The 26,569-nt window shown below is 67.6% G+C and carries 19 protein-coding genes and 1 tRNA gene; 13 read left to right on the top strand and 7 right to left on the bottom strand.

Features of this window, described 5'->3' with window-relative positions; all coding sequences use genetic code 11:
* The first annotated feature begins 56 nt into the window (after positions 1 to 56).
* Positions 57 to 3,209, top strand: a complete 3,153-nt coding sequence (locus M1247_RS17875; protein WP_317157699.1) for an ATP-dependent helicase — start codon at positions 57 to 59, stop codon at positions 3,207 to 3,209.
* The gene (locus M1247_RS17870; RefSeq protein WP_317157698.1) at positions 3,206 to 6,493 is read left to right on the top strand and encodes an ATP-dependent helicase; all 3,288 of its coding nucleotides are present in this window, start codon (positions 3,206 to 3,208) and stop codon (positions 6,491 to 6,493) included. Before M1247_RS17875 ends, M1247_RS17870 begins: the two co-directional genes overlap by 4 nt.
* On the opposite strand, the gene M1247_RS17865 is transcribed toward M1247_RS17870, so the two are convergent.
* Positions 6,481 to 6,879 (bottom strand): DoxX family protein, encoded by a 399-nt coding sequence (locus tag M1247_RS17865; RefSeq protein ID WP_317157697.1) that lies wholly within the window; start codon positions 6,877 to 6,879, stop codon positions 6,481 to 6,483. The two genes, M1247_RS17870 and M1247_RS17865, sit on opposite strands and share 13 nt — an antisense overlap.
* A 75-nt stretch (positions 6,880 to 6,954) precedes the next feature.
* Here M1247_RS17865 and M1247_RS17860 point away from each other — a divergent pair, with 75 nt between their 5' ends.
* Positions 6,955 to 8,034 carry a potassium channel family protein gene (locus tag M1247_RS17860; RefSeq protein ID WP_317157696.1) on the top strand — a complete coding sequence of 360 codons (1,080 nt, stop codon included), beginning with the start codon at positions 6,955 to 6,957 and terminating at the stop codon, positions 8,032 to 8,034.
* Positions 8,031 to 8,972 (top strand): NAD(+) diphosphatase, encoded by a 942-nt coding sequence (gene nudC, locus M1247_RS17855; protein WP_317157695.1) that lies wholly within the window; start codon positions 8,031 to 8,033, stop codon positions 8,970 to 8,972. The genes M1247_RS17860 and nudC overlap by 4 nt, the downstream gene beginning before the upstream one ends.
* Here the strand turns inward: nudC and M1247_RS17850 are convergent.
* Positions 8,969 to 9,214 carry a mycoredoxin gene (locus M1247_RS17850; RefSeq protein WP_317157694.1) on the bottom strand — a complete coding sequence of 82 codons (246 nt, stop codon included), beginning with the start codon at positions 9,212 to 9,214 and terminating at the stop codon, positions 8,969 to 8,971. The genes nudC and M1247_RS17850 overlap by 4 nt on opposite strands.
* 56 nt (positions 9,215 to 9,270) lie before the next feature.
* Between M1247_RS17850 and M1247_RS17845 the strand changes: the two genes are divergently transcribed.
* The 3 genes from M1247_RS17845 (at position 9,271) to M1247_RS17835 (ending at position 12,666) form a co-directional block, all read left to right on the top strand.
* Entirely contained in the window at positions 9,271 to 10,407 is a 1,137-nt protein-coding gene (locus M1247_RS17845) for an acyl-CoA dehydrogenase family protein (RefSeq protein ID WP_317157693.1), read from the top strand.
* A 64-nt stretch (positions 10,408 to 10,471) separates the two neighbouring features.
* A complete protein-coding gene (locus M1247_RS17840) occupies positions 10,472 to 11,515 on the top strand; it encodes an acyl-CoA dehydrogenase family protein (protein ID WP_317157896.1) in 1,044 nt (347 codons plus the stop codon).
* Entirely contained in the window at positions 11,512 to 12,666 is a 1,155-nt protein-coding gene (locus M1247_RS17835; RefSeq protein WP_317157692.1) for an acyl-CoA dehydrogenase family protein, read from the top strand. Before M1247_RS17840 ends, M1247_RS17835 begins: the two co-directional genes overlap by 4 nt.
* Positions 12,667 to 12,670: 4 nt before the next feature.
* Here the strand turns inward: M1247_RS17835 and M1247_RS17830 are convergent, their stop codons facing one another.
* Entirely contained in the window at positions 12,671 to 13,147 is a 477-nt protein-coding gene (locus tag M1247_RS17830) for an RrF2 family transcriptional regulator (protein WP_317157691.1), read from the bottom strand.
* A gap of 67 nt (positions 13,148 to 13,214) precedes the next feature.
* Here M1247_RS17830 and M1247_RS17825 point away from each other — a divergent pair, with 67 nt between their 5' ends.
* From M1247_RS17825 to M1247_RS17815, 3 genes are all read left to right on the top strand, one after another.
* The gene (locus tag M1247_RS17825; protein WP_317157690.1) at positions 13,215 to 13,958 is read left to right on the top strand and encodes an SDR family oxidoreductase; all 744 of its coding nucleotides are present in this window, start codon (positions 13,215 to 13,217) and stop codon (positions 13,956 to 13,958) included.
* A 35-nt stretch (positions 13,959 to 13,993) separates the two neighbouring features.
* The gene (locus M1247_RS17820; protein ID WP_458695232.1) at positions 13,994 to 16,123 is read left to right on the top strand and encodes an ATP-dependent DNA helicase UvrD2; all 2,130 of its coding nucleotides are present in this window, start codon (positions 13,994 to 13,996) and stop codon (positions 16,121 to 16,123) included.
* 511 nt (positions 16,124 to 16,634) lie between these two features.
* Positions 16,635 to 16,919, top strand: a complete 285-nt coding sequence (locus tag M1247_RS17815) for a WhiB family transcriptional regulator (RefSeq protein ID WP_317157895.1) — start codon at positions 16,635 to 16,637, stop codon at positions 16,917 to 16,919.
* Between the two features lie 74 nt (positions 16,920 to 16,993).
* On the opposite strand, the gene M1247_RS17810 is transcribed toward M1247_RS17815, so the two are convergent.
* The 4 genes from M1247_RS17810 to M1247_RS17795 form a co-directional block, all read right to left on the bottom strand.
* Positions 16,994 to 18,328 (bottom strand): macrolide-binding ATPase MABP-1, encoded by a 1,335-nt coding sequence (locus M1247_RS17810; protein ID WP_317157688.1) that lies wholly within the window; start codon positions 18,326 to 18,328, stop codon positions 16,994 to 16,996.
* 30 nt (positions 18,329 to 18,358) lie between these two features.
* Entirely contained in the window at positions 18,359 to 19,216 is an 858-nt protein-coding gene (locus tag M1247_RS17805) for a bacteriocin biosynthesis cyclodehydratase domain-containing protein (protein WP_317157687.1), read from the bottom strand.
* A 52-nt stretch (positions 19,217 to 19,268) separates the two neighbouring features.
* A complete protein-coding gene (locus tag M1247_RS17800; RefSeq protein WP_317157686.1) occupies positions 19,269 to 20,312 on the bottom strand; it encodes a methyltransferase in 1,044 nt (347 codons plus the stop codon).
* A 74-nt stretch (positions 20,313 to 20,386) separates the two neighbouring features.
* Complete coding sequence (locus M1247_RS17795) at positions 20,387 to 21,784, bottom strand: zinc-dependent metalloprotease (protein ID WP_458695231.1); 1,398 nt, start codon at positions 21,782 to 21,784, stop codon at positions 20,387 to 20,389.
* 91 nt (positions 21,785 to 21,875) lie between these two features.
* Between M1247_RS17795 and M1247_RS17790 the strand changes: the two genes are divergently transcribed.
* From M1247_RS17790 to M1247_RS17780, 3 genes are all read left to right on the top strand, one after another.
* Positions 21,876 to 22,904 carry a YlbL family protein gene (locus M1247_RS17790; protein ID WP_317157685.1) on the top strand — a complete coding sequence of 343 codons (1,029 nt, stop codon included), beginning with the start codon at positions 21,876 to 21,878 and terminating at the stop codon, positions 22,902 to 22,904.
* Between the two features lie 98 nt (positions 22,905 to 23,002).
* The gene (locus M1247_RS17785) at positions 23,003 to 26,005 is read left to right on the top strand and encodes a UPF0182 family protein (RefSeq protein ID WP_317157684.1); all 3,003 of its coding nucleotides are present in this window, start codon (positions 23,003 to 23,005) and stop codon (positions 26,003 to 26,005) included.
* A 386-nt stretch (positions 26,006 to 26,391) separates the two neighbouring features.
* Positions 26,392 to 26,465: transfer RNA gene (locus tag M1247_RS17780), tRNA-Met, on the top strand.
* Positions 26,466 to 26,569 lie beyond the last annotated feature (104 nt).

Raw genomic sequence — 26,569 nt, 5'->3', positions numbered from 1 at the left:
GCTGCCAGGGCGCGAACCGGCCGGTGTTGTCGGACCCCTCTGGTGTCATTCCTGTCATGACTGCACGACACGTCGAGCGCGTCGGCCAACAGCACGGCCTGACCGACACCGCACTGCTCGATCCGGGAAGCAGCGGCGTGGTGCGCCTGCTGGGCGGGCCGGGCACCGGTAAGAGTTCGATGCTGGTGTCCACTGCGGTCGAGCACATCGCGGCCGGCGCCGACCCCGAATCTGTTCTGTTGTTGACCGGTTCGGCCCGGTTGCGGGCGGCGGCGCGAGGTGCGATCACCGCGAAGCTCCTGGCCGCAGGCGAGCAGCGCGTCGTGCGGGAACCGCTGGTCCGCACCGTCCACTCGTACGCGTTCGCGGTGCTGCGACTGGCTGCCCAACGCAACGGTGACCCGCCACCGCGGCTGATCACCAGCGCCGAACAGGACGGCATCATCCGCGAACTGCTGGCCGGGAACCTGGAGGACGGCCGGGACTCAACCGTCGGCTGGCCCGAGCAGTTGTGGCCGGCGCTGTCCACCGGTGGATTCGCCACCGAACTGCGTGACCTGATGGCCCGCTGCACCGAGCGCGGCGTGGATCCGGTTGCGCTGCAACGGCTCGGTCGCTCCGCGGGTAGGCCGGAGTGGGTGGCTGCGGGCCGGTTCGCCCAGGATTACGAGCAGATCATGTTGCTGCGGTCGGCGGTCGGGATGGCGGCGCCGCAGGCCACGGTGCCGGCCCTGGGGGCGGCCGAGCTGGTGGGGGCCGCGTTGGAGGCGCTGGGCACCGATCCCGACCTACTGGCCGCCGAACGCGGTCGCATCAGGCTGTTGTTGGTCGACGATGCGCAGCACCTCGACCCCCAGGCCGCCCGGTTGGTGCGTGTGCTGGCGGCCGGAGCCGGGCTGACCGTGATCGCCGGTGATCCCGACCAGTCGGTGTTCGGTTACCGCGGCGCCGACCCGGTGCTGCTGCGTGACCTGGACGATCAGGATCATCCGGCGATCACCCTGACCACCTCACACCGCTGCGCGCCCGCGGTGGCCTCGGCCGTCTCCGGTCTCGCGCAACGCCTGCCCGGCGTCGGCGCCACCCGGACATTGGCGGGCAGTCAACAGGCCGAGGGCACCGTGACGGTTCAACTGGCCGCCTCGGCGCACGCCGAGTGCACGCTGATCGCAGATGCGCTGCGCCGGGCGCACCTGCTCGACGGCGTGCCGTGGTCGCAGATGGCCGTGATCGTGCGGTCGGTGCCGCGCGCGGGTACCGCGCTGGCGCGTGCCCTCACCGCGGCGGGAGTGCCGGTGCAGGCGTCCGGCACGGAACTGGCGGTGGCGCAGCAGCCCGCGGTCGCTGCGTTGTTGACGGTGCTGGAGGCCACCGCTGCAGGCGAATTGGCGGGGGAGGGCGCGGTTGCGCTGCTCACCGGGCCGATCAGCCGAGTCGATCCGGTCACGCTGCGTCAGCTGCGCAGGGCGCTGCGCCGTGCGGACGGCTCACAACCGCCGCGTGAGTTCGCCGACCTGCTCGTCGCCGCGGTGGCACACGAACCGCGCGGCTTGTCCGCCGAGCACCTGCGACCGTTGCGGCGCCTACGCGCGGTGTTGGCCGCGGCCGCTCGCAGCGACGCCGACGGTGCTGATCCGCGCTACACCTTGTGGCAGGCCTGGCACGCGTCCGGGCTGCAGCGCCGGTGGCTGGCGGCGAGCGAACGGGGAGGAACCGTCGGCGTGCAGGCCGATCGGGATCTTGATGCGGTGACCGCGCTCTTCGACATCGCCGATCAGTACGTCAGCCGGACGGCCGGCGCGTCGCTGCGCGGCCTGATCGACCACGTCACGCGACTCGGGACGCCCGCCGCACCGGCTGACCCGAATGCACAGCCTGACGCGGTCGCCGTGCTCAGTGCCCACGCGGCCCTGGGGCAGGAATGGGATTTCGTGGTGATCGCCGGGCTCCAGGAAGGATTGTGGCCCAACACCATTCCGCGTGGTGGTGTGCTGGGTACCCAACATCTGGTCGACGTACTCGACGGGGTGGTCGCCGCCGCCGACCATGCGGTGTCGACGCGCGCACCGTTGCTGGCCGAGGAGCGCCGGCTGCTGATGGCGGCCATCGGCCGGGCCCGCACGCGGTTGCTGGTGACAGCCGTGGACAGCGATACCGGCGACGAGTCGCTGTTGCCGTCACCGTTCTGCTCCGAGCTGGCCGCCCTGGCCACCGATCCGGTGCCGCAGCCGCCGCTGGTCGCACCGCGGGTGCTGGCACCCTCAGCGCTCGTGGGGCGCCTGCGGGCGGTGGTCTGCGCGCCGACCGATGCGGTTGACGACGACACCCGCGCCTGCGCGGCAACGCAATTGGCCAGGCTGGCGGCGGCAGGGGTACCCGGGGCCGAGCCGGCACAATGGCACGCCATGACCCCACTGTCCACCGACGAGGCGCTGTGGTCCGATGCCGAGCAGGTGGTGACCTTGTCGCCGTCGACGCTGCAGATGCTCACCGACTGTCCACTGCGGTGGCTGCTGGAACGCCACGGCGGCAGCGACGGGCGCGATGTGCGGTCCACGGTCGGCTCGCTGCTGCACGCCCTGGTCGCCGATTCCGGCACGACCGAGAGTCAACTGCTCAATGACCTCGAGAAGGTCTGGGAGCAGCTGCCTTACGAGGCGCAGTGGTATTCGGAGAACGAGCTGGTACGGCACCGGGCGATGCTGGAGACATTCGTTCAGTGGCGGCAGCAGACGCGGCGCGAGCTGACCGAAGTCGCCACCGAGATCGACGTCGAAGGCGTGCTCGCCGCACCGGGAGTCGACCATCCCGGGGTGCAGGTGCGTGGCCGGCTCGACCGCCTGGAACGCGACGACGCCGGCCGGCTGGTGGTGGTGGACCTCAAGACCGGCAAGAGTCCCGTCACCAAGGACGACGCGCAGAACCACGCCCAGCTGGCCATGTATCAGCTCGCCGTCGCGGCCGGCCTGTTGCGCGACGGGGACGAGCCGGGTGGCGGCCGGTTGGTCTATCTCGGCAAGACCGGGGCAGCGGGGGCCACCGAGCGTGAACAGGACCCGTTGACGCCCGCGGCGCGTGCCGAATGGCTGGAGTCGGTGAGCCAGGCTGCGGCCGCCACCGCGGGCCCGCAGTTCCTGGCGCGGGTCAATGACGGCTGCTCGAACTGCCCCGTGCGGTCCAGCTGCCCGGCGCAGGCGCCGCGGTCATGACGGCCTCGACGTCCGCCATCACGCCGGCGCGGTACACCCCGGCCGAGTTGTCCTCGGCGCTGGGTCTGTTCGCGCCGACCGAGGAGCAGGCCGCGGTGATCGCCGCCCCGCCGGGACCGCTGGTGGTGATCGCCGGTGCCGGCGCCGGAAAAACCGAGACGATGGCGGCGCGTGTGGTGTGGCTGGTCGCCAACGGCTACGCCACCCCATCGCAGGTGCTGGGCCTGACCTTCACCCGCAAGGCGGCCGGGCAGCTGCTGCGCCGGGTCCGCACCCGCCTGGCCCGGCTGGCCGGCGCCGGACTGGCCCCGGTCGCAGGTGCTGCCGACGAAGCGGTCACGGTCAGCACCTACCACGCATTCGCCGGGACCTTGCTGCGTGAGCACGGCCTGCTGCTGCCGGTGGAGCCGGATACCCGGCTGCTCAGCGAAACCGAGCTGTGGCAATTGGCGTTCGACGTGGTGTGCGCCCACCCGGGTGAGTTGGCCATCGACAAGACACCGGCGGCCGTCACCGCGATGGTGCTTCGGCTGTCCGGCGCACTCGCCGAGCACCTCGTCGACACCGACCAATTGCGGGACACCCATGTCGAATTGGAACGGCTGGTGCACACCTTGCCGGCCGGGCCCTACCAACGTGACCGCGGGCCCAGCCAGTGGCTGCTGCGGATGTTGGCCACCCAGACCGAGCGCACCGAGTTGGTGCCGCTGATCGATGCACTGCACCGGCGGATGCGCGCTGACAAGGTGATGGACTTCGGCATGCAGATGGCCGCCGCCGCCCGGCTGGCCGCGACGTTCCCACAGGTGGGCGAGCAGCTGCGGCAACGTTTCCGGGTGGTACTGCTCGACGAATACCAGGACACGGGCCACGCTCAGCGGGTGGCGCTGTCATCGTTGTTCGGCGGCGGGGTCGACGACGATTTGGCATTGACCGCAGTGGGGGATCCGATTCAGTCGATCTACGGCTGGCGTGGTGCCTCGGCCACCAACCTGCCCCGGTTCACCACCGACTTTCCCTACGCCGACGGCTCGCCAGCGCCGGCTTTGGAGCTGCGGACCAGCTGGCGCAATCCGCCCAGCACCCTGCATGTGGCCAATGCGGTGTCGGCACAGGCGCGGCGGCGGTCGGTCGCAGTGCGGGCGTTGCTGCCCCGGCCCGATGCCGAACCGGGCACCGTCCGGTGTGCCCTGCTGTCCGATGTCGCAGCCGAACGGGATTGGGTGGCAGACCATTTGGCGCAGCGCTACCACGGGGCGCGCAGCGACGGCTCGGCTGCACCGACCGCCGCGGTGCTGGTGCGACGCAACGCCGATGCCGTGCCGATGGCCGATGCGCTGACCGCCCGCGGTGTGCCGGTCGAAGTGGTCGGCGTCGCCGGGTTGCTCGCGGTGCCCGAAGTGGCAGATCTGGTGGCCATGCTGCGGCTCGTCGCCGATCCCACCGCAGGGTCGGCAGTCATGCGTATCCTCACCGGCCCGCGCTGGCGGTTCGGCGCTCGCGACATCGCGGCGCTGTGGCGCCGCGCGGTGGAACTCGATGACACCCCGGCGGGGGAGCAGAGCACCGCCGACATCATCGCCAAGGCCGCGCCGGACGCTGACGCCGCGTGCCTGGCCGACGCGATCTGTGATCCCGGTGCCGCCGAAAAGTATTCGACCGCCGGTTATCAGCGCATCGTGGCGCTGGGCTGGGAGCTGACCATGCTGCGTGCGCATCTGAACCATCCGCTGCCCGAACTGGTTGCCGAAGTGCGCCGCGTGGCCGGGTTGGATGCCGAGGCGCGGTCGGCCCGCCCGGTGTCCGCGGGCTGGACCGGCACCGAACATCTCGACACCTTCTGCGACCTGGTGGCCGATTTCGCGGGTCGCAACGGCGCGTCGGTGCTGGCCCTGCTGGCCTACCTGGATGCCGCGGCGGTGGTGGAGAACGGTCTGGCACCCGCGGAGTTGACCGTCTCACACGATCGGGTGCAGATCCTGACCGTGCACGCTGCCAAGGGCCTGGAGTGGCAGGTGGTGGCGGTGCCGCACCTGAGCGGGCGGGTGTTCCCGTCGACAGCGTCGGCGCGCACCTGGCTTACCGATTCCTCCGATCTGCCGCCGCTGCTGCGCGGTGATCGCGCCACCGTCTCCGAGATCGGGGTGCCGGTTCTCGACACCTCGGACGTGAACGATCGAAAGAAGCTGTCGGACAAGATATCCGATCACAAGCGCAGCCTGGAACAGCGGCGCATCGATGAGGAACGCCGGCTGTTGTATGTGGCGATCACCCGCGCCGAGGACACGTTGTTGCTGTCCGGTCACCACTGGGGCGCCACCGAGAGCAAGCCCCGCGGACCCTCGGAGTTCTTGTGCGAACTCAAGGCCATCATCGAGGAGCACGACGGGACGGTGCCGTGCGGCGAAATCGACCACTGGGCCCCCGATCCGGTGGCGGGAGAGGTCAATCCGCTGCGGGACAAGGCCGTCGAAGAGACCTGGCCGGCGGCGGTGCCCCGCGATGGCGAGGTCAACCGCGGTGCGGATCTGGTCGCCAGGGCGATGGCAGGCGATCTCGCCGACGCACCCGATGGCGAACACCGTCCACCGGCCGATGACGACGGCTGGGCGGCCGACGTGGACGCGCTGCTGGCCGAACGCGATCGCGTACCGCAGCGTGCCGCGGCTGAACTACCGGGACAGCTGTCGGTCAGCACCCTGGTGGAGTTGAGCCGGGATCCGCAGGCTGCGCTGCAGCGGCTGCGCCGACGGCTACCGCAACGCCCCGACCCACACGCCTTACTGGGCACCGCATTCCACGATTGGGTACAGCGGTATTTCCATGCCGAGCGGTTGTTCGACCTCGATGATCTGCCGGGCGCGATGGACAGCGACAGCGGGCGCGCGTGTGCCGAGGATCTGACCGAGTTGCAGGAGGCGTTCGTGAAGTCGGCGTGGGCTGCGCGCACGCCCACGGAGGTGGAGGTCCCGTTCGACATGGTGATCGGACAGACCCGCAAATTTGTGGTGCGCGGCCGGATCGACGCCGTCTTTGTGCATGCCGACGGCACCACCACGGTGGTGGACTGGAAGACCGGAGAACCGCCGTCCACCCAGCAAGCCAAGGAGCAGGCGGCGATTCAGCTGGCGGTCTACCGGCTGGCATGGGCTGCGTTGCGTGGGTGCCCGCCGGAATCGGTGCATGCGGCGTTCCACTACGTGCGGTCGGGCCAGACAGTCCGCCCGGACCGCCTGCCCGACGCAGACGAACTTGCCGCGCTGCTCGCCGCTCAGACCGATTGAGAGTTGCGGTACACCTTGAGCGCGGCGGTGATCATCGGGATCTGCAGCGGCAGTCGGGCGATCGCGCCGATGCGCACCGGCCACGGCCTGCTCCACCACAACCGCACCATGTTGACGTTCGCCGGGAACACGGCGATGAACAGCACCACCGCGGCCAGCGCGCCCAGGCGTCGGGTACGCGGTGCGGCCAACAGGGCGCCGGTGGCCAACTCGCCGACCCCGGACGCGTAGGTGTAGAAGCGCGGACTGCCGGGCAGTTCGGTCGGGATCACCGTGTCGAAAGGTTTGGGCGCGACAAAGTGCAATGTGCCCATGCCGAGCAGCAGGGCGGCAAGTCGGTGGGCGCCGCGTGCGGCGGAGATGGACTGAGGCGAGGGTGCGGTCATGGTTACATTGTGGCGTGCGTCCGCTCGGATCGATCCAGGGTTTTCCCAGGTTCCGCCCTCTGAAGACCGGTCGTCGTGGCTAGAGGCAGGCTGCGGCGCCGGCTCGCCGCGATCGATGAATCGCTGTCGTCGCGGCCCGACGCCAGGCTCGTCGACGTCCTGCAGATCCCCGAGCCATTCGTCAGCCCGACGCAACGCATCATCCGGCGGGTCATCTACGCGACGCTGGCCCTGTTCGCCGCGGTGGTGATCGTCTACCTGGACCGCGACGGCTATCGCGACGCGCAGGAGAACCAGCTTTCTTTCCTGGACTGCCTGTACTACGCGACGGTGTCGCTGTCGACCACGGGTTACGGCGACATCACCCCGATCACCCCGTCGGCACGACTGGTCAACGTGCTGATCATCACACCGTTGCGGGTCGCTTTCCTGATCGTCCTGATCGGTACGACGGTGGAAACGCTGACCACCCAGTCACGGCAGGCACTGAAAATCCAGCGCTGGAGGAGCAAAGTGCGCAACCACACCGTCGTCATCGGGTACGGCACCAAGGGCCGCACCGCGGTGGCCGCCATGGTCGGCGATGAGGTCGCCCCCGGTGACATCGTCGTCGTCGACGAGAACTTGGCAGCATTGGAGCGGGCCAAGACCGCAGGTCTGGTCACCGTCCACGGTGACGCGAACAAGTCGGAGGTGCTGCGGCTGGCCAGCGCCCAGCACGCCAAGGCGATCATCGTGGCCACCGACGACGACGCGACCGCGGTCATGGTCACGCTCACGGCCCGCGAGTTGGCGCCGAAGGCAACGATCATCGCGGCGGTTCGTGAGCGGGAGAACCAGCATCTGCTCGAACAATCGGGCGCCGATTCCACCGTGGTGTCCTCGGAGACCGCCGGCCGGCTGCTGGGTCTGGCCACCCAGACCCCCAGCGTCGTGGAGATGATGGAAGATCTGCTGACCCCCGACGCGGGCTTTGCGATCGCCGAACGGCCCGTTACGCCGAAGGAAGCGGGCGGCTCGCCTCGGCATCTGACCGACATCGTCCTCGGTGTCGTGCGGGACGGCAGCCTGTTGCGGGTCGACTCCCCGGACGTGGATGCGCTGGAGGCGGGCGACCGCCTGCTCTACATCCGCAGTGCGGATGCGGAACGATGAATTTCCAGCTACGCAACATTCCGCTGCTGTCGCGCGTCGGTGCCGACCGCGCCGATGCCCTGCGCAGCGACATCGACGCTGCCACCGCCGGATGGTCCGATGCGCTGCTGCTGCGGGTGGACCCACGAAATCAGGTGCTGATCTCGGGTGGTCGGGTGGTGCTCGGCAAGGCCGCGGCCCTCGGCGAGAAACCGCCGGAGCATGCGGTGTTCCTGGGCCGTGTGCAGGACGGCAAGCATGTCTGGGCGGTCCGTGGGGCGCTGGAAGCACCCGAGGATCCCGCCGCCGAATCCGAGGTGCTCGACCTGCGCCGGGCGGGTCAGATCTTCGACGACACCAGCGCACAGCTGGTGGCAACCGCGACCGCCCTGCTGAACTGGCATGACAACGCCCGGTTCAGCGCGCTCGACGGTGCTGCGACGAAGCCGGCCAAGGGCGGCTGGTCGCGGGTCAACGCGGTGAACGGGCACGAGGAGTTTCCCCGCATCGATCCGGCCGTCATCTGTCTGGTGCACGACGGTCACGACCGGGCGGTCCTGGCCCGTCAGGCGGTATGGCCGGAGCGGTTGTTCTCGATCCTGGCCGGGTTCGTCGAGGCCGGCGAATCCTTCGAATCCTGCGTGGTCCGCGAGATCGCCGAGGAGGTCGGACTCAACGTCACCGACGTCCAGTACCTGGGTAGTCAGCCGTGGCCGTTCCCACGCTCGCTGATGGTGGGCTTCCACGCGATCGGTGATCCGGAGCAGCCGTTCGCGTTCAACGACGGCGAAATCGTCGAAGCGGGCTGGTTCACCCGCGCCGAGATCCGCGACGCCCTCGAACACGGCGACTGGAGCGCGGCGAATGCCGGCGGGGATGGGCAAACCTCGTCGAAACTGCTGCTGCCGGGCTCGATCTCAATCGCCCGCGAGATCATCGAATCCTGGGCGTACCTCTAGAGTTTGGCCTTGACCTGCTTGATGCTCGGGTTGGTCAACGCGGATCCGTCTGCGAACTTCACCGTCGGCACCGTCTGGTTGCCACCGTTGACCGACATCACGAATTCGGCCGCGGCCGGATCCTGCTCGATGTCGACCTCGGTGTAGGCAATGCCCTCGGACTTCAGGGCAACCTTGAGCCGGGAGCAGTAGCCGCACCACGTCGTGGTGTACATGGTCAGTGCAGGCGGTGTAGCAGTCATAGTGGATTCAACGTAGCTGACCGCCGCGGCATGCCCGACAGGTGAACGGAGTGAACATGGCCACGCTCGTCCCGGCCCTCGCCGATGACTTACATGAATTCGACGAGTTGCGCCTCGAGGTGCGTCAGTTCCTCGCTGAACAGCAACAGGCAGGCAGGATCGGCCGCTACGCCGACTGCTGGCTGACCGGCTGGGACCAGGAGTTCAGCAGGGCGCTGGCCGCGCGCGGCTGGCTGGGGATGACGGTTCCCGTCGAGTACGGCGGTCATGGACGCAGTCACCGGGAGCGGTTCGTGGTGACCGAGGAACTGCTCGCGGCGGGTGCGCCGGTGGGCGCACACTGGATCGCCGACCGCCAGATCGTGCCGTCGCTGTTGAAGTACGGCACGGAGGTGCAGAAGCGAAAGTTCCTGCCCGCGATCGCGGCAGGCGAGTGCTACTTCGGCATCGGGATGAGCGAACCGGACTCCGGCTCCGACCTCGCCAGTGTCCGTACCAGGGCGGTCAAGGCCGACGGCGGGTGGCGGCTCACCGGCGCCAAGGTGTGGACCTCGGGCGCGCATCTGGCCCACGCGTTCATCTGCCTGGCTCGCACGGCGCCGGTGGATCCCGCGCATCGCCACGACGGGCTGAGCCAGTTCATCGTCGACCTGCGCGCGCCCGGGGTCGACATCCGGCCGATCATCTCGATGAACGGCAAACACCATTTCAACGAAGTGATCTTCGATGAGGCGTTCGTGCCGGACGACATGGTGTTCGGCACCATCGGTGACGGATGGCAACAGGTCACCTCGGAGCTGAGCTTCGAACGCAGCGGCCCCGAGCGTTTTCTGTCGACCTTTCCGCTGCTGGCCGATGTCGCCGGGCACCTGCGTGACGGGCAGTTGCCCCGGCACACCGACCTCGGCCGCTACGTCGCCCGCATCGCCGGTCTGCACGTGATGTCCACGGCGGTCGCCGGGGCTCTGGAGCGACATGAGCCTGCCGATACCGCCGCGGCGGTCGTCAAGGTGCTCGGCACCACCGCCGAGGGCGACATCGCCGACTTCGCCGACCTGCTCGGTGAGATCGACGATGACGATTACCGTCAGCTGCTCGCCGACGCTGTCGTGCAGCGTCCCGGATTCACTCTGCGCGGTGGCACCAACGAGATTTTGCGTGGCGTGATTGCGCGGGGATTGGGGTTGCGCTGATGAGCGCTTGCGCGAAGAAGAGACTGGAGCTGATGAGCGCTTGCGCGAAGAAGAGAAGGCCATGATGGGTGCACCGACTGTCGACCCCGATCTGGTCGCGATGATGTCCGCGGTGTTCGCCGCGCATCGTGAGTCCCACGGCCCGGCCGAGGGTCTGGACGAATTGTGGCAGCAACTCAGCGAACTCGGCCTGGTGCGGCTCACCGGGTCCGAGGAGTCCGGTGGCAGCGGAGCAGGTTGGTCCGAGGCCGCCGAACTGCTGCGGTCTGCCGCGTGGCACGGCGTGTATGCGCCGCTGGCCGAGCACGATCTGTTGGCGTGCTGGCTGCTGGAGGTGGCCGGGCTACCGGTGGACGCGCAGCGGCGCACTGCGTGCCTGCTCGACGCGGGCGGCCGTGCCGCCGGGGTTCCCTGGGTCGCGACATCGCAGCGCGTCGTCGTCATCTGGCATGACGGACAGACCTACCGGGTGGCTGACATCGACACGGCTGCACTGTCGTTCACCGCAGGCCGCAATGGCGCCGGTGAGCCACGCGACGACGTCTGCGTCGACCTCGCGGCGCTGAACGGCACCCCGGTGCCCGACCCGGTCATCGGGCAGTGGCAGTTGCGGGCCGCCCTGGTGCGGGCCATCCAGCTGTGCGGCGTGCTGGACCGGATTCTGGCCCTGTCGGTGAGGCACGCGACCGAGCGCATCCAATTCGGCAGGCCGCTGGCCAAATTCCAGGCCGTGCAGCACCTGGTCGCCGACATTGCCGCCGAAGCGGCGCTCGCCCGGGCCGCGACCGACGGTGCACTCGCCGAGGCGTTGCGCACCGACTGGAAGTCGGAGAACCTGGATTTCCTTGTTGCCGTCGCACGTTCGTGCACCGGCCACGCGGCATCGGTCGTGGTGCGCAACGGCCATCAGGTGCACGGCGCCATCGGCACCACGCTCGAGCATCGCCTGCACGAGTTCACCAAACCGGCGTTGTCGTGGCGGTCCGAGTACGGCTCCGTGCAGCACTGGGACGACACGCTGACCGAATATGCCACTGTGGCAGGGGATCAGCGACTGTGGGCCCTGATCACCGGCACCGACAGCACGCGCACAGGAGACCCTCGATGAAACTGACGACCGAAGAAGACGCGATCGTGAAGACGGTCCGCGAGTTCGTTGACAAACAGGTCAAACCGGTCGTCCGGGATCTCGAACACACCAATACCTATCCTGAAGCGCTGATCGAAACCATGAAGGACATGGGCATTTTCGGCCTGGCGATACCCGAACCCCACGGGTTCGGCGCCGTCTCCATGCCCTGCTATGTGCAGGTGGCCGAAGAACTCGCCCGCGGCTGGATGAGCCTGGCCGGTGCGATGGGCGGGCACACCGTGGTGTCCAAGCTGCTGTTGCTGTTCGGCACCGAGGAACAGCAACAGAAGTACCTGCCGCGGATGGCCACCGGTGAGCTGCGCGCCACCATGGCACTCACCGAACCTGGTGGCGGATCGGATCTGCAGGCCATGCGGACTGTCGCACGCAGGACCGCGGACGGGTACGTGATCAACGGGTCCAAGACCTGGATCTCCAACGCACGGCATTCGGATCTTGTTGCCCTGCTGTGTAAGACGGATCCGGATGCCCAACCTCCGCACCGGGGGGTGTCGATCCTGCTGGTGGAGAAACTTCCGGGATTCGAGATCTCCAAGGACCTGCCCAAGCTGGGTTACAAGGGCGTGGAGAGCTGCGAGCTCAACTTCACCGACTGCCAGGTGCCCGCGGATGCGCTACTGGGCACCGAGGAGGGCCGTGGGTTCGCGCAGATGATGAAGGGCCTTGAGGTCGGCCGGCTGCAGGTCGCCGCCCGGGCCACCGGGGTGGCTCGCGCCGCGTTCGAGGACGCGCTGCGCTACGCCCAGGACCGGGAAAGCTTCGGTAAACCCATCTGGCAGCACCAGTCGGTGGGAAACTTGTTGGCCGACATGGGGACCAAGCTGTACGCCGCCCGGTCACTGTTGCTGAGCGCGGCAGAGAAGTTCGACGCGGGGGAGCGCTGCGATATGGAGGCGGGGATGGCCAAGCTGTTCGCGTCGGAAGCCGCGATGCAGATTGCGCTGGACGCGGTGCGGGTGCACGGGGGCTACGGCTACTCGACCGAGTACGACGTGGAGCGTTACTTCCGTGACGCGCCGTTGATGATCGTCGGCGAGGGCACCAACGAGATTCAGCGCAATGTCATCGCCAAACAGCTCGTGGCACGCGGCGGGCTGGACATCTGAGCGGCTACGGGCCTCGTTTACCCAACAGTGACCGGGTGCGCGCCGGCGCCGTGGCGGGCAGATCGGCGAGGATGTCGGCCAGTGTGACGCCGTGGAGGCTGGCGCGCCAAGCCTGGTGAGCATCAGCCATTTTCACCGCGAGAATGCATTCGTGCCGGCACCAGCTGGTCGGTAGTGCGCCGCGACCCTGCTGGCGGATCTCGCGGCATTCATAGGGCGCGGCCGCACCGTCGACCGCCTCGACAATCTGCAGCATCGAGATCTCGGCGGCTGCCCTGCCGAGCCGGAAGCCGCCGCGCGGGCCGGTGGTCGCGGCCAGCACCCCGGCGCGGGTCAATGCCTGCAGCTGCTTGGCGAGGTAGGCCGCGGGCAGGTCGAAGTACTCGGCGAGATCGGCTGCCGATGCCGTCGTGCCCGGCTCCAGCTGGGCCAGCGACGTCGCGCAGTGCAGCGCCCACTCGGTGGCCACGGGAAGTTTCACACCACTCACCTTATTGCAGATATTACGGACCTCTATAGTCCGAGATAGTCCAACGAACGGAGACATCATGCGGATCGCAGTGGCAGGGGCCACCGGAAATATCGGCGCACGCGCCGTGGCGGCTCTGGAACAGGCCGGCCACGAGGTCGTGCCCATCAGTCGCTCACGTGGTGTGGACCTGTCCACCGGCGACGGTCTCGATGCGGCGCTGGCCGGGGTGCAGGCGGTCCTCGACGTGATCAGCGCGCCTCCCGCAGACCGCGATGCCACCGTGGACTACCTGGGCACTGCGACCCGCAACCTGCTCGCTGCTGAACAGCGCGCAGGCGTCGGCCATCATGTGCTGCTCTCGATCGTCGGGATCCATGGCATCGAGGGGAATCCGCACTATGCCGCCAAGCGGGAACAGGAACGCCTGGTCACCGCCAGTTCGGTGCCCTGGACGGTCGTGCCCGCCACCCAGTTCCACGATTTCGCCGAGATGGTGGTCAGCTGGGTCGAACAGGATGGCACCGCGCCGATCGCGCCCCTGCTCGTACAACCGATCGCGCCGGACGACGTGGCCGACATCCTCGCCGAGATCGTTGCCGACGCCCCGCAGGGCCGCTATGCCGATGTCGCCGGTCCGCGGCCGCAGGACCTCGTCGACATGGCGCGACGGACCCTGGCCGCGCGCGGCCGCACGGTGACACTGGTGCCGACGTGGTCATCGATATTCGGGGTGGAAATGTCGGGTAATGCACTGCTGCCCGGTGCCGGTGCCCGCATCGCGCCGACCACGTTCGACGAGTGGCTCGCCGGGCAGCAGTAGGCGGGCGGTCGGGTCTGTCGGGTGGCCCTGCCATCATGGACGCCATGCCGTTAGAGGCTCCCACTCCAACCCTGGACGATCTCGACGACGAGCAGCGCGAGGCGGTGCTCGCCGCCCGCGGCCCGGTGTGCGTGCTCGCCGGTGCGGGCACGGGCAAGACCCGCACCATTACGCGGCGCATCGCACATCTGGTCGCAGGCGGGCACGTCGCGGCCAGCCAGGTGCTCGCAGTGACGTTCACGGCGCGGGCCGCCGGGGAGATGCGTGGGCGGCTGCGTGCGCTGGGTCAGGAGTCCGGTGTGGGCACCGGTGCCGTGCAGGCGGTGACGTTCCACGCCGCCGCGCGCAGGCAGCTGCAGTACTTCTGGCCGCGGCTGGTCGGCGACACCGGGTGGGAACTGCTCGACAGCAAGTTCGCCGTGGTGGCCCAGGCCGCGAACCGGTCCGGGATGCAGACCAGCACCGACGACGTGCGTGATCTCGCCGGCGAAATCGAATGGGCCAAGGCTTCTTTGATCACCCCGGAGGCTTACGGAGCCGCGGTGGCACAGGCCGGCCGGGACATCCCTTTCGACGCGGCCAAGATCGCCGCTGTCTACGCCGGGTACGAGACACTCAAGGCGCGCCGCGACGGCTCGGCCCTGCTGGACTTCGATGATCTGCTGCTGCACACCGCCGCTGCCATCGAGAACGATCCCGGGGTGGCCCAGGAGTTCCGGGACCGGTACCGCTGCTTCGTCGTCGACGAATATCAGGACGTCACGCCGCTGCAGCAACGGGTGCTCGACGCCTGGCTCGGCGACCGTGACGATCTCACCGTGGTCGGTGACGCCAACCAGACCATCTATTCGTTCACCGGGGCCACCCCGCGTTATCTGCTGGATTTCTCCCGGCGGTTCCCCGACGCCGCCGTGGTGCGCCTGGAGCGCGACTACCGCTCCACCCCCCAGGTGGTGTCGCTGGCGAACCAGGTGATCGCCGCGGCCCGCGGCCGGATGGCGGGCAGCAAGCTGCATCTGATCGGCCAGCGCGATCCCGGTCCGACGCCGACCTTCTCCGAGTATTCCGACGAGGTCGCGGAGGCCGCTGCAGTGGCCAAGTCGATCAAGAAGTTGATCGAATCGGGAACGGCGCCTGCTGAAATCGCGGTGCTGTACCGCATCAACGCCCAGTCCGAGGTATACGAGGAAGCGCTCACCGGGGCAAATATCGCTTTCCAGGTCCGCGGCGGGGAGGGCTTCTTCAGCCGTCAGGAAATCCGTCAGGCGCTGGTGGCGTTGCGCCGCAGCGCCGATCGTGATGTCAGTGACGAACAGACCGACCTGCCCGGGCTTGTGCGCGAACTGCTCGAACCACTCGGGCTCACCGCGGAACCACCGGCGGGCACCAAGGCCCGCGAACGTTGGGAGGCGCTGGCCGCACTGGCCGAGCTGGTCGACGAGGAGGTGGCGCTACGGCCCGAGCTGGACCTGCGGGCACTGACCACCGAACTGCGTCAGCGTGCCGATGCGCGGCATCCACCGGTGGTGCAGGGCGTGACGTTGGCGTCGTTGCATGCCGCCAAGGGCCTGGAGTGGGATGCGGTGTTCCTGGTCGGGCTCGCCGACGGCACGCTGCCGATATCGCATGCGCTCACGCACGGCCCCGACAGTGAGCCGGTGGAGGAGGAGCGTCGCCTGCTCTACGTCGGAGTCACCAGGGCCCGAGTGCATTTGGCGCTGAGTTGGGCGTTGGCCCGGGCACCGGGTGGCCGTCAGGGCCGACGGCCGTCGCGCTTTCTCAACGGGATCGCACCGCAGTCATCGAGCAGTAAACCGACCGCGCCCGACCGGTCACGCAAGGGGCGCGGGCCCGCGCCCCGGTGCCGGGTGTGCAACGCCACCCTCACCACGTCGTCGGCGATCATGCTGCGGCGCTGCGAGACCTGTCCGTCGAACCTCGACGAGGCCCTGCTCGCCGAGCTCAAGGACTGGCGGCTGCGCATCTCCAAGGAGATGAAAGTGCCGGCCTTCGTGGTGTTCACCGACAACACCTTGATCGCGATCGCCGAGTCGCTGCCCGCCGACGAGGCCGCGCTGGTGGCCATCCCCGGGATCGGCGCACGCAAGCTTGAGCAGTACGGGCCGGATGTCCTTGCACTGGTGAAGGGCCGCCAAAATTCGTAAAGATCATGCCAAAACCGCAGGTAGAAAATAGGTTGTGCGGTCCTGCTGTTAGGCTCTAACCTCAAGATCACAACTCTGGCGACGAGACGGAAGGAGGGTGCCCGCAATCATGGATAGCAATTTCGCAATCACTGGCTTTGGTGCCGCAAGCGCTGCACGCATTGATGCAGCCATGCCGTGGAACCTCCGTCCCGTCGCCGTAGCGGCGCCTCCGGTGCGTTCCGCGCATGCGGCACCGGCCGGTGCCAGCGCCGCCGCTGCCATTGCACCGCAGCGTAAGCGCCGCCCCGCCGCCGCGACTGGCGCGTCCGTGGATCGGAGCCTCATCTAGGAGAGCTCACGATTAGCCCAATGGCCACGGACCCGCAGTCACCCGGATCCGTGGCCATAGTTTTTCGGGAGTCAGAAATCCCCGATTACCTGGTCTCAGATCCATCAGCAGACAGATGGCAGTAACAACGACCAGGAAGTAGGGGTTAAGCACATGTCAATTGCGATGAGCGCTCAGGGGATGAGCGTCGCGTCGGTGACATGCAACAACAGGCTGCTGGATGTGCCGTGTCATGTCGGAGATCCCGACCTCTGGTTCGCCGAAAGCCCGATCGAGCTGGAACGGGCCAAGGCGCTGTGCGCCGAGTGCCCGATCCGCACGCAGTGCCTGGCGGATGCGCTGGAGCGGGGGGAGCCGTGGGGTGTGTGGGGCGGCGAGATCCTCGACCGCGGCACCATCGTGGCCCGCAAGCGCCCGCGTGGGCGTCCGCGCAAGCACACGGGCCCGAACCCGGCAGCTGCCTGATACCGGCGCCTGCATCGAATCTGCACTCAGGGCGCGCAACTTCGAGAGAAGCGCGCCCTGAGTGCAGGATGAACTCAGGCGGCTTCTTCGGCGAAGCCTGGAACCAGCTCGGTGGCAATCGCTTTGACGGGCACATGCGCGTCGAGCTGGCTGCAGATGGCGGTGGTCGATGCGATCACCCGCAGCGGAATTGCCAGGGGCGCAGGTAGGTCGAGTTGACGTGCCATCTTGATCAGCGCCACGGAATTGTCCAGCTGGCCCGCCGCCATCCGCCGGATCCAGGTGCGGGTGTAGTGGAACACCTCGACCTCGACCGGTTCGACGTACTGGCGCAGCATGTCGTCGATCTCCTGGATCGAAACCTGTTGACCCTTCTGGATGAACCCGGCGGATTCCATCGCAGGCAGCAGCTCGTCGTAGTTCTTGTCGCGGGCCAGGCGGATCGTTGCACCGAGGGAGACCGGGAAGCCGCCCGGCATCGGGGCCACCGCACCGAAGTCGATGACGCCCATCCGGCCGTCGGGTAACAGCATGAAGTTCCCGGGGTGGGCGTCGCCGTGCATCATCTCCAGCCGCCCCGGAGCACCGAACGTCAACTCCGTGAGCCGGGTGCCCATCAGATCGCGCTGCTCGGGGGTGCCCTCGCGGATGATCACCGACATCGGGATGCCGTCCATCCATTCGGCGATGACGACCTTGGGGGCGCTGGCGATCACGGCGGGCACGGCGAAGTGCGGATCGTCGCGGTAAGCCTTGGCGAACGCACGCTGGTTGTCGGCCTCCAGCCGGTAGTCCAGTTCCATCTCGGTGCGTTCGAGCAATTCGTCGACGATGCCCTGGATGTCGGCGCCGGGGGCCAGTTGCTTGAACACCCCGACCATCCGCTGGATTGACTTGAGGTCGGCGCGCAGTGCTTCGTCGGCGCCCGGGTACTGGATCTTGACAGCCACCTCACGCCCGTCGGACCACACTGCTTTGTGCACCTGACCGATGCTGGCCGAGGCCACCGGAGTGTCGTCGAACGAGGTGAACCGCTCCCGCCATTTCGTGCCGAGTTGTGCGTCGAGCACCCGGTGCACCTTGGCCGCAGGCAGCGGCGGAGCTTCGCGCTGCAATTTCGTCAGCGCCTCGCGATACGGTTTGCCGTACTGCTCCGGGATCGCGGCCTCCAACACCGACAGCGCCTGTCCGACCTTCATGGCGCCGCCCTTGAGCTCGCCCAGCACGGTGAACAATTGCTGTGCTGCCTTGTCCATCAACTCGGCAGTGACGTCGTCCTTGGACTTGCCGGTGAGGCGTTTGCCGAGGCCCAACGCGGCCCGACCGGCCATGCCCACGGGCAGGCTGGCCAGTTTTGCGTTCCGGGCGACGCTTCCCCGTTTGATGTCAGACACGAGACCATCATCCATGACGCTGCTGAACGTGCCGCGAGTAACTGGCTACATCCGTGTGCGGCACGGGCACGCGGGGTGGCGTGACCAGCGGCGCGCGATGACCCCGTAGCCGTTGGCGTCCAGTTCCAGTGTGGTGTCCAGGGTCGGAGGTGGTTCGGGCGCATGCCGCGGGTCGTCCGCGTCGCGGACAGCCCGGATCACCAGATCGACCTGGTTGAGCGCGAGTGCCGCGGTGGCCAGGATCGTGGACCGGTCGGCGCTGCCGACCGCGCCGCGCAATTGGGCGGCGATCGCGGGCCACGCCGCATCCCGGTCACTGCGGTGCAGGTCGGCGCATTGCAGGCAACTTGTCACACCGGGGATCACCAGGGGCCCCACCAGTCCGGTGCCGTCGCGGACCCGCACTGCCAGGTGCGCGACACCGGCGTGATGCAGGTCGCGAACCACGTGCGGTTCGGCAATCAGCTCATCGGCCAGCACCACCAGGTCGGTGTTCTGCGGGATCACCCTGGCGTGGGGGCGGGCGGTGCACTTGACCCGGGCGCCCGAACACCGCAGCGCCCCGGACAACAGTTCCGAGAGTGGTCCGCGACCGTGGATGCGAATCGATGCCGCCCGCAGCCGCCGGGACGGCGGGATGCTGAGCAACCCGGTCCCGGTCAGTGCCGCGAGCAACTCGTCGACGGTCGCACCTCGGACACCGAGCTGTGCCGCCGCCGTGTGCAACTCGGCGTGGGTCACACCGTCCTGCAGAATGCGCAGCAGTTCGGCCACGTGGTTCCGGGTCATCCCGGCCGGCGGGTGCACCACCACTGCGCGCCGCGGGTCCCAGCCCACCTGGACCGTCTCGTCGGGACGGAGCAGTACGGGCCGACCGGGAGCGAGGACGTACCGCATTGCCATGCGATGACTCTGCCACGCGGCGGCACAGCGGCCCGTCAGTTATCCACAGGCCTCAGCAGGCAACGGCTTCGATGAGGTGATGCGGTGAGCCGGTGGTCTGCACGGAGGTGCGTCGAAGCCCCGCCGCGGCCAACAGCACGTCGAATTCGGCCACCGAGCGTTCCCTGCCGCCGTCGGTCATCGCCAGCATGTCCAGGTCCATGAGCGCCCCGACACCCGGGTCATGAAGGTCACCGATCACGAGTTCGATGATCGCTATCCGGCCGCCGGGCAGCATCGCCTCGCGGCAGCGCCGCAGGATCGCGACGCAGGCCGCATCGTTCCAGTCGTGCAGGATGAACTTCAGCAGGTACAGGTCGGCCGCCGGCACCGAGTCGAAAAAGTCACCGCCTACCACCTCGGTGCGGTCCGCGAACGGGGATCGGGCCAGCTGAGCGGCGACGTCGGCCGCCACGGTCGGCCGGTCGAAGATGATCCCGTGCAGCTCGGGGTTGGCTTCTTGCAGGCTGTGCAGAAAGGTTCCGTTGGCGCCGCCGATGTCGACGGCGAGTTTGACCGTGGCCGTGTCGATGAAGGGAACGACCCCGCCGCCCCACAGCGTCGTCAGACTGCTCATCCCCGCGGAGAACTCGCGTTGTTCGGCCGGATGCTGGTCGAAATACTCGAACACATTCATCCCGAACGTGGCCTTGACCTGACTCTGACCACTGCGCACCGCGGTGGAGAAGTCGCGCCAGGGCAGCCAGTGCGATGAGCTGGTCAGCGCCATCACCAGGGGGCGCAACGATTGCGGATGGTCGGAGCGCAAGGGATCCAGCAGCGGCGTGGGGTGGAATCGGCCGCCGCCGTCGGCGGTCAGCAGACCCAAGCCGACGGCGGCACGCATGAGCCGGTACGTGGTGTCCGGCGCAGTTCCTTCACGTGCTGCCAACTCGTCAGCGGTCAACGCACCACCGGCGAGGTGGTCGGCGATCGACAGGTCGGCAATGGTGCGTAGCGCCTGGCTGACCCAGTAACCGAACAGCATGCCGGACAGCTGTTGGTGTGGGTCGGACTGGACGGCGGGGTCGGACTGGACGGCGGGAGATTCGGTCATGCCCGGGTGAACGCACCGAATCCTTGAACGCTTCGGCAGCGCACGGCGATTTTTCGATTACCGAACTGTGACCCTCAGGAATCCGGGCGTTCGCCCTCGTCGCCCTGTTCTTTCTCCAGGTCAGCGATGGCCTGCTCGAACGCGCTGTCGATGCCGCTGGTGTCCCCGCCGATCATCCGGTCGATGAAGGCTGCGGGCTCGTCGAGATCGGCCGAGTTGGGCAGCAGGTCGGGGTGTTGCCACACACCGTCGCGGGCGTCGGCGCCGACCGCCTCGGTCAACCGCTCCCACAGCGCTGCGGCTTCGCGCAGTTTGCGGGGCCGCAACTCCAGGCCCACCAGGGTCGCGAAGGTCTGCTCGGCGGGTCCGCCGGTGGCCCGGCGTCGACGCAGGGTTTCCGACAACGCCGAGGTGCCGGGGATGCGTTCGCCCAGGGCCTCGGTGACGATCGTCTGCACCCAGCCTTCGATCAGGGCCAGCAGGGTCTCCAGCCGGTCCAGGGCCGCTTCCTGCTCAGGAGTGGCCTTCGGCTCGAAGATGCCCTGGTTGAGCAGCTGCTCCATTTCGGACGGATCGTTGAGCGAGGCCGGGTTGAACCCCCTGGTGAGCTCCTCGATGCCGGACATGTCCACCTTCATGCCCTTGGCGAACGCCTCGACCGCTCCGAGCAGCTGACTCGGCAGCCACGGGACGTGGCTGAACAGCCGGTGATGGGCCGCCTCGCGCGCGGCCAGGAAGGTCAGGATCTCGCTGCGGGGCCGCTCCAGCCCTTCGGCCAGTGACTCGATCGCCTCGGGCATCAGCGCGGCGACCCCTTTGGGGCCCAGCGGCAGGCCGATATCGGTCGAGGTCAGCACTTCGCGGGACAGCTTGCCCAGCGCCTGGCCGAGCTGCGAGCCGAAAGCCATGCCGCCCATCTGCGACATCATCGCCAGTAGCGGGCCGGCCATGCTCTTGGCTTCCTCGGGCAGCGACTGGGCCCACACCGTGGAGATCTGCTCGGCCACCGGATCGCACAATCGCTTCCAGGTGTCCAGCGTGTTGTCGAGCCAGTCGCCAGGAGACCACGCGACCGCCTTGGTGGTGCCTGCAGGCAGCGGCGTGACACCGTCGAGCCACGTTTCGGCCAACCGGACCGCATCGGCGACCGCGCCCTTGGTCTGCTCGGGCACCGGCGCGACGAACCCGATGGAATCGGACGCCAACTTCCGCGCCAGGTCGTAGTTGACCGGACCGGACTGTTTGCCGCCGGGTGCCATGGCACCCGCACCGCTGAACATCTCGCCGAGCTTGGTGAAGATCTGGCCGAGATCACCCATGTCGAAACCACCTGCGCCTCCGCCGAATCCGAACGGATCCGATCCGGGGCCAGGGGTGGCGTCACCCGATCCGGATCCCGAATCGGGATCCTTCTTGGGTTTGTCGTGCTCGGGGTCGTCCCCGGCGGAGAAGCCGAAAGGCAGGTCAGCCATACGCTCAACGGTACTCACCATGGGCGGCGCCGGTGAGGTTGCGGGTCACGCTGTCAGTGAACCCGCGACGGCAGGCTTTACTGTGGGCGGCGTGAACAGGCGGATTATGACGCTGCTGGTTGCGCTGGTGCCGATTCTGGCGTTCGGCGTGCTGCTCTCGGTGGTCAAGGTGCCCTTCGTGTCGTTGGGTCCCGGTCCGACGTTCAACACCCTCGGTGAGGTCGAAGGCAAACAGGTCGTGGACATCGAGGGTCCCGAGGCCAAGGTGCATCCCACCTCCGGCCACCTGAACATGACCACGGTGTCCCAGCGTGACGGGTTGACCCTGGGGCAGGCGTTGACCCTGTGGATGTCGGGCCGTGAGCAGCTGGTGCCGCGCGACCTGGTCTATCCGCCGGACAAATCCAAGGATGAGATCGACGAGGCCAACAGCACCGACTTCAAGAACTCCGAGGACAGCGCCGAATACGCCGCGCTGTCGTATCTGAACTACCCCGTTGCGGTGACCGTCCAGAGCGTGACCGACCCCGGTCCGTCGGCAGGCAAGCTGCAGGACGGTGACGCCATCGACGGGGTCAACGGCAAGCCGGTCGCGAATCTCGACGAGTTCCAGGCGCTGCTGAAGGAGACCAGGCCCGGCGACGACCTGGTCATCGATTTCCGCCGCAAGAATGCGCCGCCGGGCACCACGACCATCACGTTGGGTGACAATCCCGACCGGGATTACGGCTTCCTGGGGGTGGGAGTGCTCGACGCGCCGTGGGCCCCGTTCGACATCGACTTCAACCTGGCCAACATCGGTGGCCCCTCGGCAGGGTTGATGTTCAGCCTGGCCGTCGTCGACAAGCTGAGCACCGGCGACCTCAACGACGGCAAGTTCATCGCGGGCACCGGCACCATCACGGGCGACGGTGTCGTCGGCTCGATCGGTGGCATCACCCACAAGATCCTGGCCGCCCACGAAGCCGGCGCCACGGTGTTCCTGGTACCTGCGGACAACTGCACCGAGGCCCGTTCAGCGCACGAGGACGGCTTGGAGTTGGTCAAAGTCGATACCCTCAGCCAGGCCATCGATGCACTGCACACGCTTTCCGCTGGTGGCGAACCTCCGCGCTGCTGAGACACCAGCGGGACGCGGGTGGCTAGAGTTGTGGGAAATCTGGCATGCCGGGCTGCGGCAAGCCTTAGTACCGGGGAACCTGAGACTGGAGTTGACGAGTGGGTATGCGGCCCGCGGCGAGGATGCCGAAGCTGACGCGACGAAGCCGGGTTCTAATCGGACTTGGTTTGGTTGCGGTACTGCTTCTACTGATCGGGCCGAGATTCATCGACGCTTACGTCGACTGGCTGTGGTTTGGCGAGTTGGGGTACCGCTCGGTGTTCACCACGGTGCTGGCCACCCGCCTCATCGTGTTCGTGGTGGTCGCCGTGCTGATCGGCGCGATCGTGTTCGCGGCCCTGGCATTGGCCTACCGGACCCGCCCGGTGTTCGTCCCGGCCACCGGTCCCAACGATCCGGTGGCGCGGTACCGCACCACCGTGATGTCGCGGCTGAAGCTGTTCGGCATCGGGGTGCCCGTGTTCATCGGGCTGCTCGCCGGGATCGTGGCGCAGAGTTACTGGGTGCGGGTGCAGCTGTTCCTGCACGGCGGCAGCTTCGGCGTCGCCGACCCACAGTTCGGTAAGGACCTCGGCTTCTACGCGTTCGATCTGCCGTTCTACCGCCTCGTCCTCAGCTATCTGTTCGTCGCGGTGTTCCTGGCGTTTGTGGGCAACCTGCTGGGCCACTATCTGTTCGGCGGTATCCGGCTGGCCGGTCGTACCGGCGCGCTGAGCCGCTCGGCACGCATTCAACTGGTCAGCCTGATCGGCACGCTGATCCTGCTCAAAGCGTTCGCCTACTGGCTGGATCGCTATGAACTGCTCAGCAATACCAGGGCGGCCAAACCGTTCACCGGGGCCGGTTACACCGACATCAATGCGGTGATGCCGGCCAAGTTGATCCTGCTGGCGATCGCCCTGATCTGTGCGGCCGCGGTGTTCTCGGCGATCGTGTTGCGGGATCTGCGGATTCCCGCGATCGGCGTGGTGCTGCTGCTGTTGAGCTCGCTCGTGGTGGGTGCCGGCTGGCCGCTGATCGTCGAGCAGTTCAGCGTGAAGCCCAACGCGGCGCAGAAGGAGAGCGAGTACATCAGCCGCAGTATCACGGCTACCCGGCAGGCCTATGGGCTCACCGACGATGTGGTGACCTACCGCAACTACGAGGTCAACGATCAGACGACCGCCGCCCAGGTTGCCGCCGATCGGGCGACCACGTCGAACATCCGGTTGCTCGATCCCACCATCGTCAGCCCGGCCTTCACACAGTTCCAGCAGGGCAAGAACTTCTACTACTTCCCGGATCAGCTGTCGATCGACCGCTACACCGGCCCGGACGGCAACTTGCGGGACTTCGTGGTGGCTGCCCGCGAACTCAACCCGGACCGGTTGATCGACAACCAGCGTGACTGGATCAACCGGCACACGGTGTACACCCACGGCAACGGGTTCATCGCGTCCCCGGCCAACACGGTGCGCGGTATCGCCAACGACCCCAACCAGAACGGTGGCTATCCGGAATTCATGGCCAGTGTGGTCGGGGCCAACGGCACCGTGGTGTCGCCGGGGCCCGCGCCGCTGGACCAGCCGCGTATCTACTACGGCCCGGTGATCGCCAATACCCCCGACGACTACGCGATCGTCGGCAGCAACGGCGCCGACCGCGAATACGACTACGAGACCAACACCGAGACCAAGAACTACACCTACTCCGGCAGCGGTGGGGTGCCGGTCGGGAGCTGGCTGTCGCGCAGCGTGTTCGCGGCCAAGTACGCCGAGCGGAACTTCCTGTTCTCCAACGTGATCGGTGACCAGAGCAAGATTCTGTTCAATCGTGACCCGGCTGAGCGGGTGGAGGCGGTGGCGCCATGGCTGACCACCGACACCAGCGTGTACCCCGCGATCGTCAACAAGCGGATGGTGTGGATCGTCGACGGTTACACCACGCTGGACAACTACCCGTACTCGCAGTTGACCACGCTGTCGAGCGCCACCGCCGATTCCAATGAGGTGGCGGTCAACCGGTTGGCTCCGGACAAGCAGGTGTCCTATATCCGTAACTCGGTGAAGGCCACGGTCGATGCCTACGACGGCACGGTCACGCTGTACGAGCAGGACGAGCAGGACCCGGTGCTGCAGGCGTGGATGAAGGTGTTCCCCGACACCGTCAAGCCCAAGAGCGACATCACCCCGGAACTGCAGGCGCACCTGCGCTACCCGGAGGATCTGTTCAAGGTGCAGCGGGCCCTGCTCGCCAAGTACCACGTGGACAACCCGGTCACGTTCTTCTCCACGTCGGACTTCTGGGATGTGCCGCTCGACCCGAACCCGACGGCCAGCAGCTACCAGCCGCCGTACTACATCGTGGCGAAGAACCTTGCGGCCAACGACAATTCGTCGTCATTCCAGTTGACCAGTGCGATGAACCGGTTCCAGCGTGACTTCCTGGCGGCCTACGTCAGCGCGAGCTCTGATCCCGCCACATACGGCAAGCTCACGGTGTTGACCATTCCCGGTCAGGTCAACGGTCCCAAGCTGGCGTTCAACGCGATCAGTACCGATACCGCGGTCAGCCAGGATCTCGGTGTCATCGGGCGGGACAATCAGAACCGGATCAGATGGGGCAACCTGCTGACGCTTCCGGTCGCTGACGGCGGTCTGCTCTATGTGGCACCGGTCTACGCCTCGCCGGGAGCCAGCGATGCGGCATCGTCGTACCCCCGGTTGATCCGGGTGGCGATGCTCTACAACGACCGGGTCGGATACGGCCCGACGGTCAGTGATGCGCTGACCGAGTTGTTCGGTCCCGGTGCCGGTGCGACGGCCACGGATGTGGCGCCGACGGACCTACCCGGCGGCAAGACGCCTCCCGCGGGCCAACCGCAGGCGGCAACGACACCGCCGGCCGATCAGGCCGGCCGCGCACCCCAGGCGCCGCCGCCCGCCGCCGTTCCGCCGGGCGGCCCGGTGGAGCTTTCCGGGGCGAAAGCCGCGGCGCTGCAAGATGTTCAGGCGGCGTTGTCGGCGGCGCAGGAAGCGCAGCGCAGCGGTGACTTCGCGCAGTACGGCGAGGCGTTGCAGCGCCTCGACGACGCGATGAAGAAGTACGACTCCGCCAAGTAGCGAGTTCTCCGCGAGAGACGCAAAATCGCCCACTTTCACTCGAAGGTGGGCGATTTTGCGTTTGTGTGGCGGGGGAGTGGTCGGTGTCGTCACTCGGGTGAGGCCAGCTGCCCCGTGAACCCGGCCAGCCGCCGCGCAGGGACGGCACCGGGTACGGCATGACGGGGCATGCCCGCCGCGGCTTCCCGGACGGCCTGGCGCCCTTGTGTGGTCTTCGAGCCGTGATCGTGGAGCCGGCGCCGGGGCAGTCGCCGAATGCCACGACCCGCCAGGGGTTTTTGGGTGCCGTCCGGAGGTCGGTTTCATGGGCGAATCTGGCCAAAAACCGCCGCTGATCACCCGATTTGGAGGTCTGCTCACCGCTTCGGTAACCTTGTATTTACCAACGCGGGGTGGAGCAGCTCGGTAGCTCGCTGGGCTCATAACCCAGAGGTCGCAGGTTCGAATCCTGTCCCCGCTACTAGGTAAAACGGCCCTCGGAGAACTCTCCGGGGGCCGTTTTCATGTCGGTTGGGAACACTTTTGGGAACGTCAGGATCTTGACAGCGGTGCGATAACCATGAC

Source organism: Mycobacterium appelbergii, assembly GCF_032883035.1.
In the GTDB taxonomy this organism is placed as follows: domain Bacteria; phylum Actinomycetota; class Actinomycetes; order Mycobacteriales; family Mycobacteriaceae; genus Mycobacterium; species Mycobacterium appelbergii.
This window is presented reverse-complemented; position numbering and strand designations above follow the sequence as displayed.

What these genes read in the sequence shown, in the direction of transcription:
- M1247_RS17875 (WP_317157699.1), top strand. Translation starts at nt 57, where the DNA reads ATGACTGCACGACACGTCGAGCGCGTCGGCCAACAGCACGGCCTGACC.
- M1247_RS17870 (WP_317157698.1), top strand. Translation starts at nt 3,206, where the DNA reads ATGACGGCCTCGACGTCCGCCATCACGCCGGCGCGGTACACCCCGGCC.
- M1247_RS17865 (WP_317157697.1), bottom strand. Translation starts at nt 6,879, where the DNA reads ATGACCGCACCCTCGCCTCAGTCCATCTCCGCCGCACGCGGCGCCCAC.
- nudC (WP_317157695.1), top strand. Translation starts at nt 8,031, where the DNA reads ATGAATTTCCAGCTACGCAACATTCCGCTGCTGTCGCGCGTCGGTGCC.
- M1247_RS17850 (WP_317157694.1), bottom strand. Translation starts at nt 9,214, where the DNA reads ATGACTGCTACACCGCCTGCACTGACCATGTACACCACGACGTGGTGC.
- M1247_RS17845 (WP_317157693.1), top strand. Translation starts at nt 9,271, where the DNA reads ATGGCCACGCTCGTCCCGGCCCTCGCCGATGACTTACATGAATTCGAC.
- M1247_RS17840 (WP_317157896.1), top strand. Translation starts at nt 10,472, where the DNA reads ATGGGTGCACCGACTGTCGACCCCGATCTGGTCGCGATGATGTCCGCG.
- M1247_RS17835 (WP_317157692.1), top strand. Translation starts at nt 11,512, where the DNA reads ATGAAACTGACGACCGAAGAAGACGCGATCGTGAAGACGGTCCGCGAG.
- M1247_RS17825 (WP_317157690.1), top strand. Translation starts at nt 13,215, where the DNA reads ATGCGGATCGCAGTGGCAGGGGCCACCGGAAATATCGGCGCACGCGCC.
- M1247_RS17820 (WP_458695232.1), top strand. Translation starts at nt 13,994, where the DNA reads ATGGACGCCATGCCGTTAGAGGCTCCCACTCCAACCCTGGACGATCTC.
- M1247_RS17815 (WP_317157895.1), top strand. Translation starts at nt 16,635, where the DNA reads ATGAGCGTCGCGTCGGTGACATGCAACAACAGGCTGCTGGATGTGCCG.
- M1247_RS17810 (WP_317157688.1), bottom strand. Translation starts at nt 18,328, where the DNA reads ATGGATGATGGTCTCGTGTCTGACATCAAACGGGGAAGCGTCGCCCGG.
- M1247_RS17805 (WP_317157687.1), bottom strand. Translation starts at nt 19,216, where the DNA reads ATGGCAATGCGGTACGTCCTCGCTCCCGGTCGGCCCGTACTGCTCCGT.
- M1247_RS17800 (WP_317157686.1), bottom strand. Translation starts at nt 20,312, where the DNA reads ATGACCGAATCTCCCGCCGTCCAGTCCGACCCCGCCGTCCAGTCCGAC.
- M1247_RS17795 (WP_458695231.1), bottom strand. Translation starts at nt 21,784, where the DNA reads ATGGCTGACCTGCCTTTCGGCTTCTCCGCCGGGGACGACCCCGAGCAC.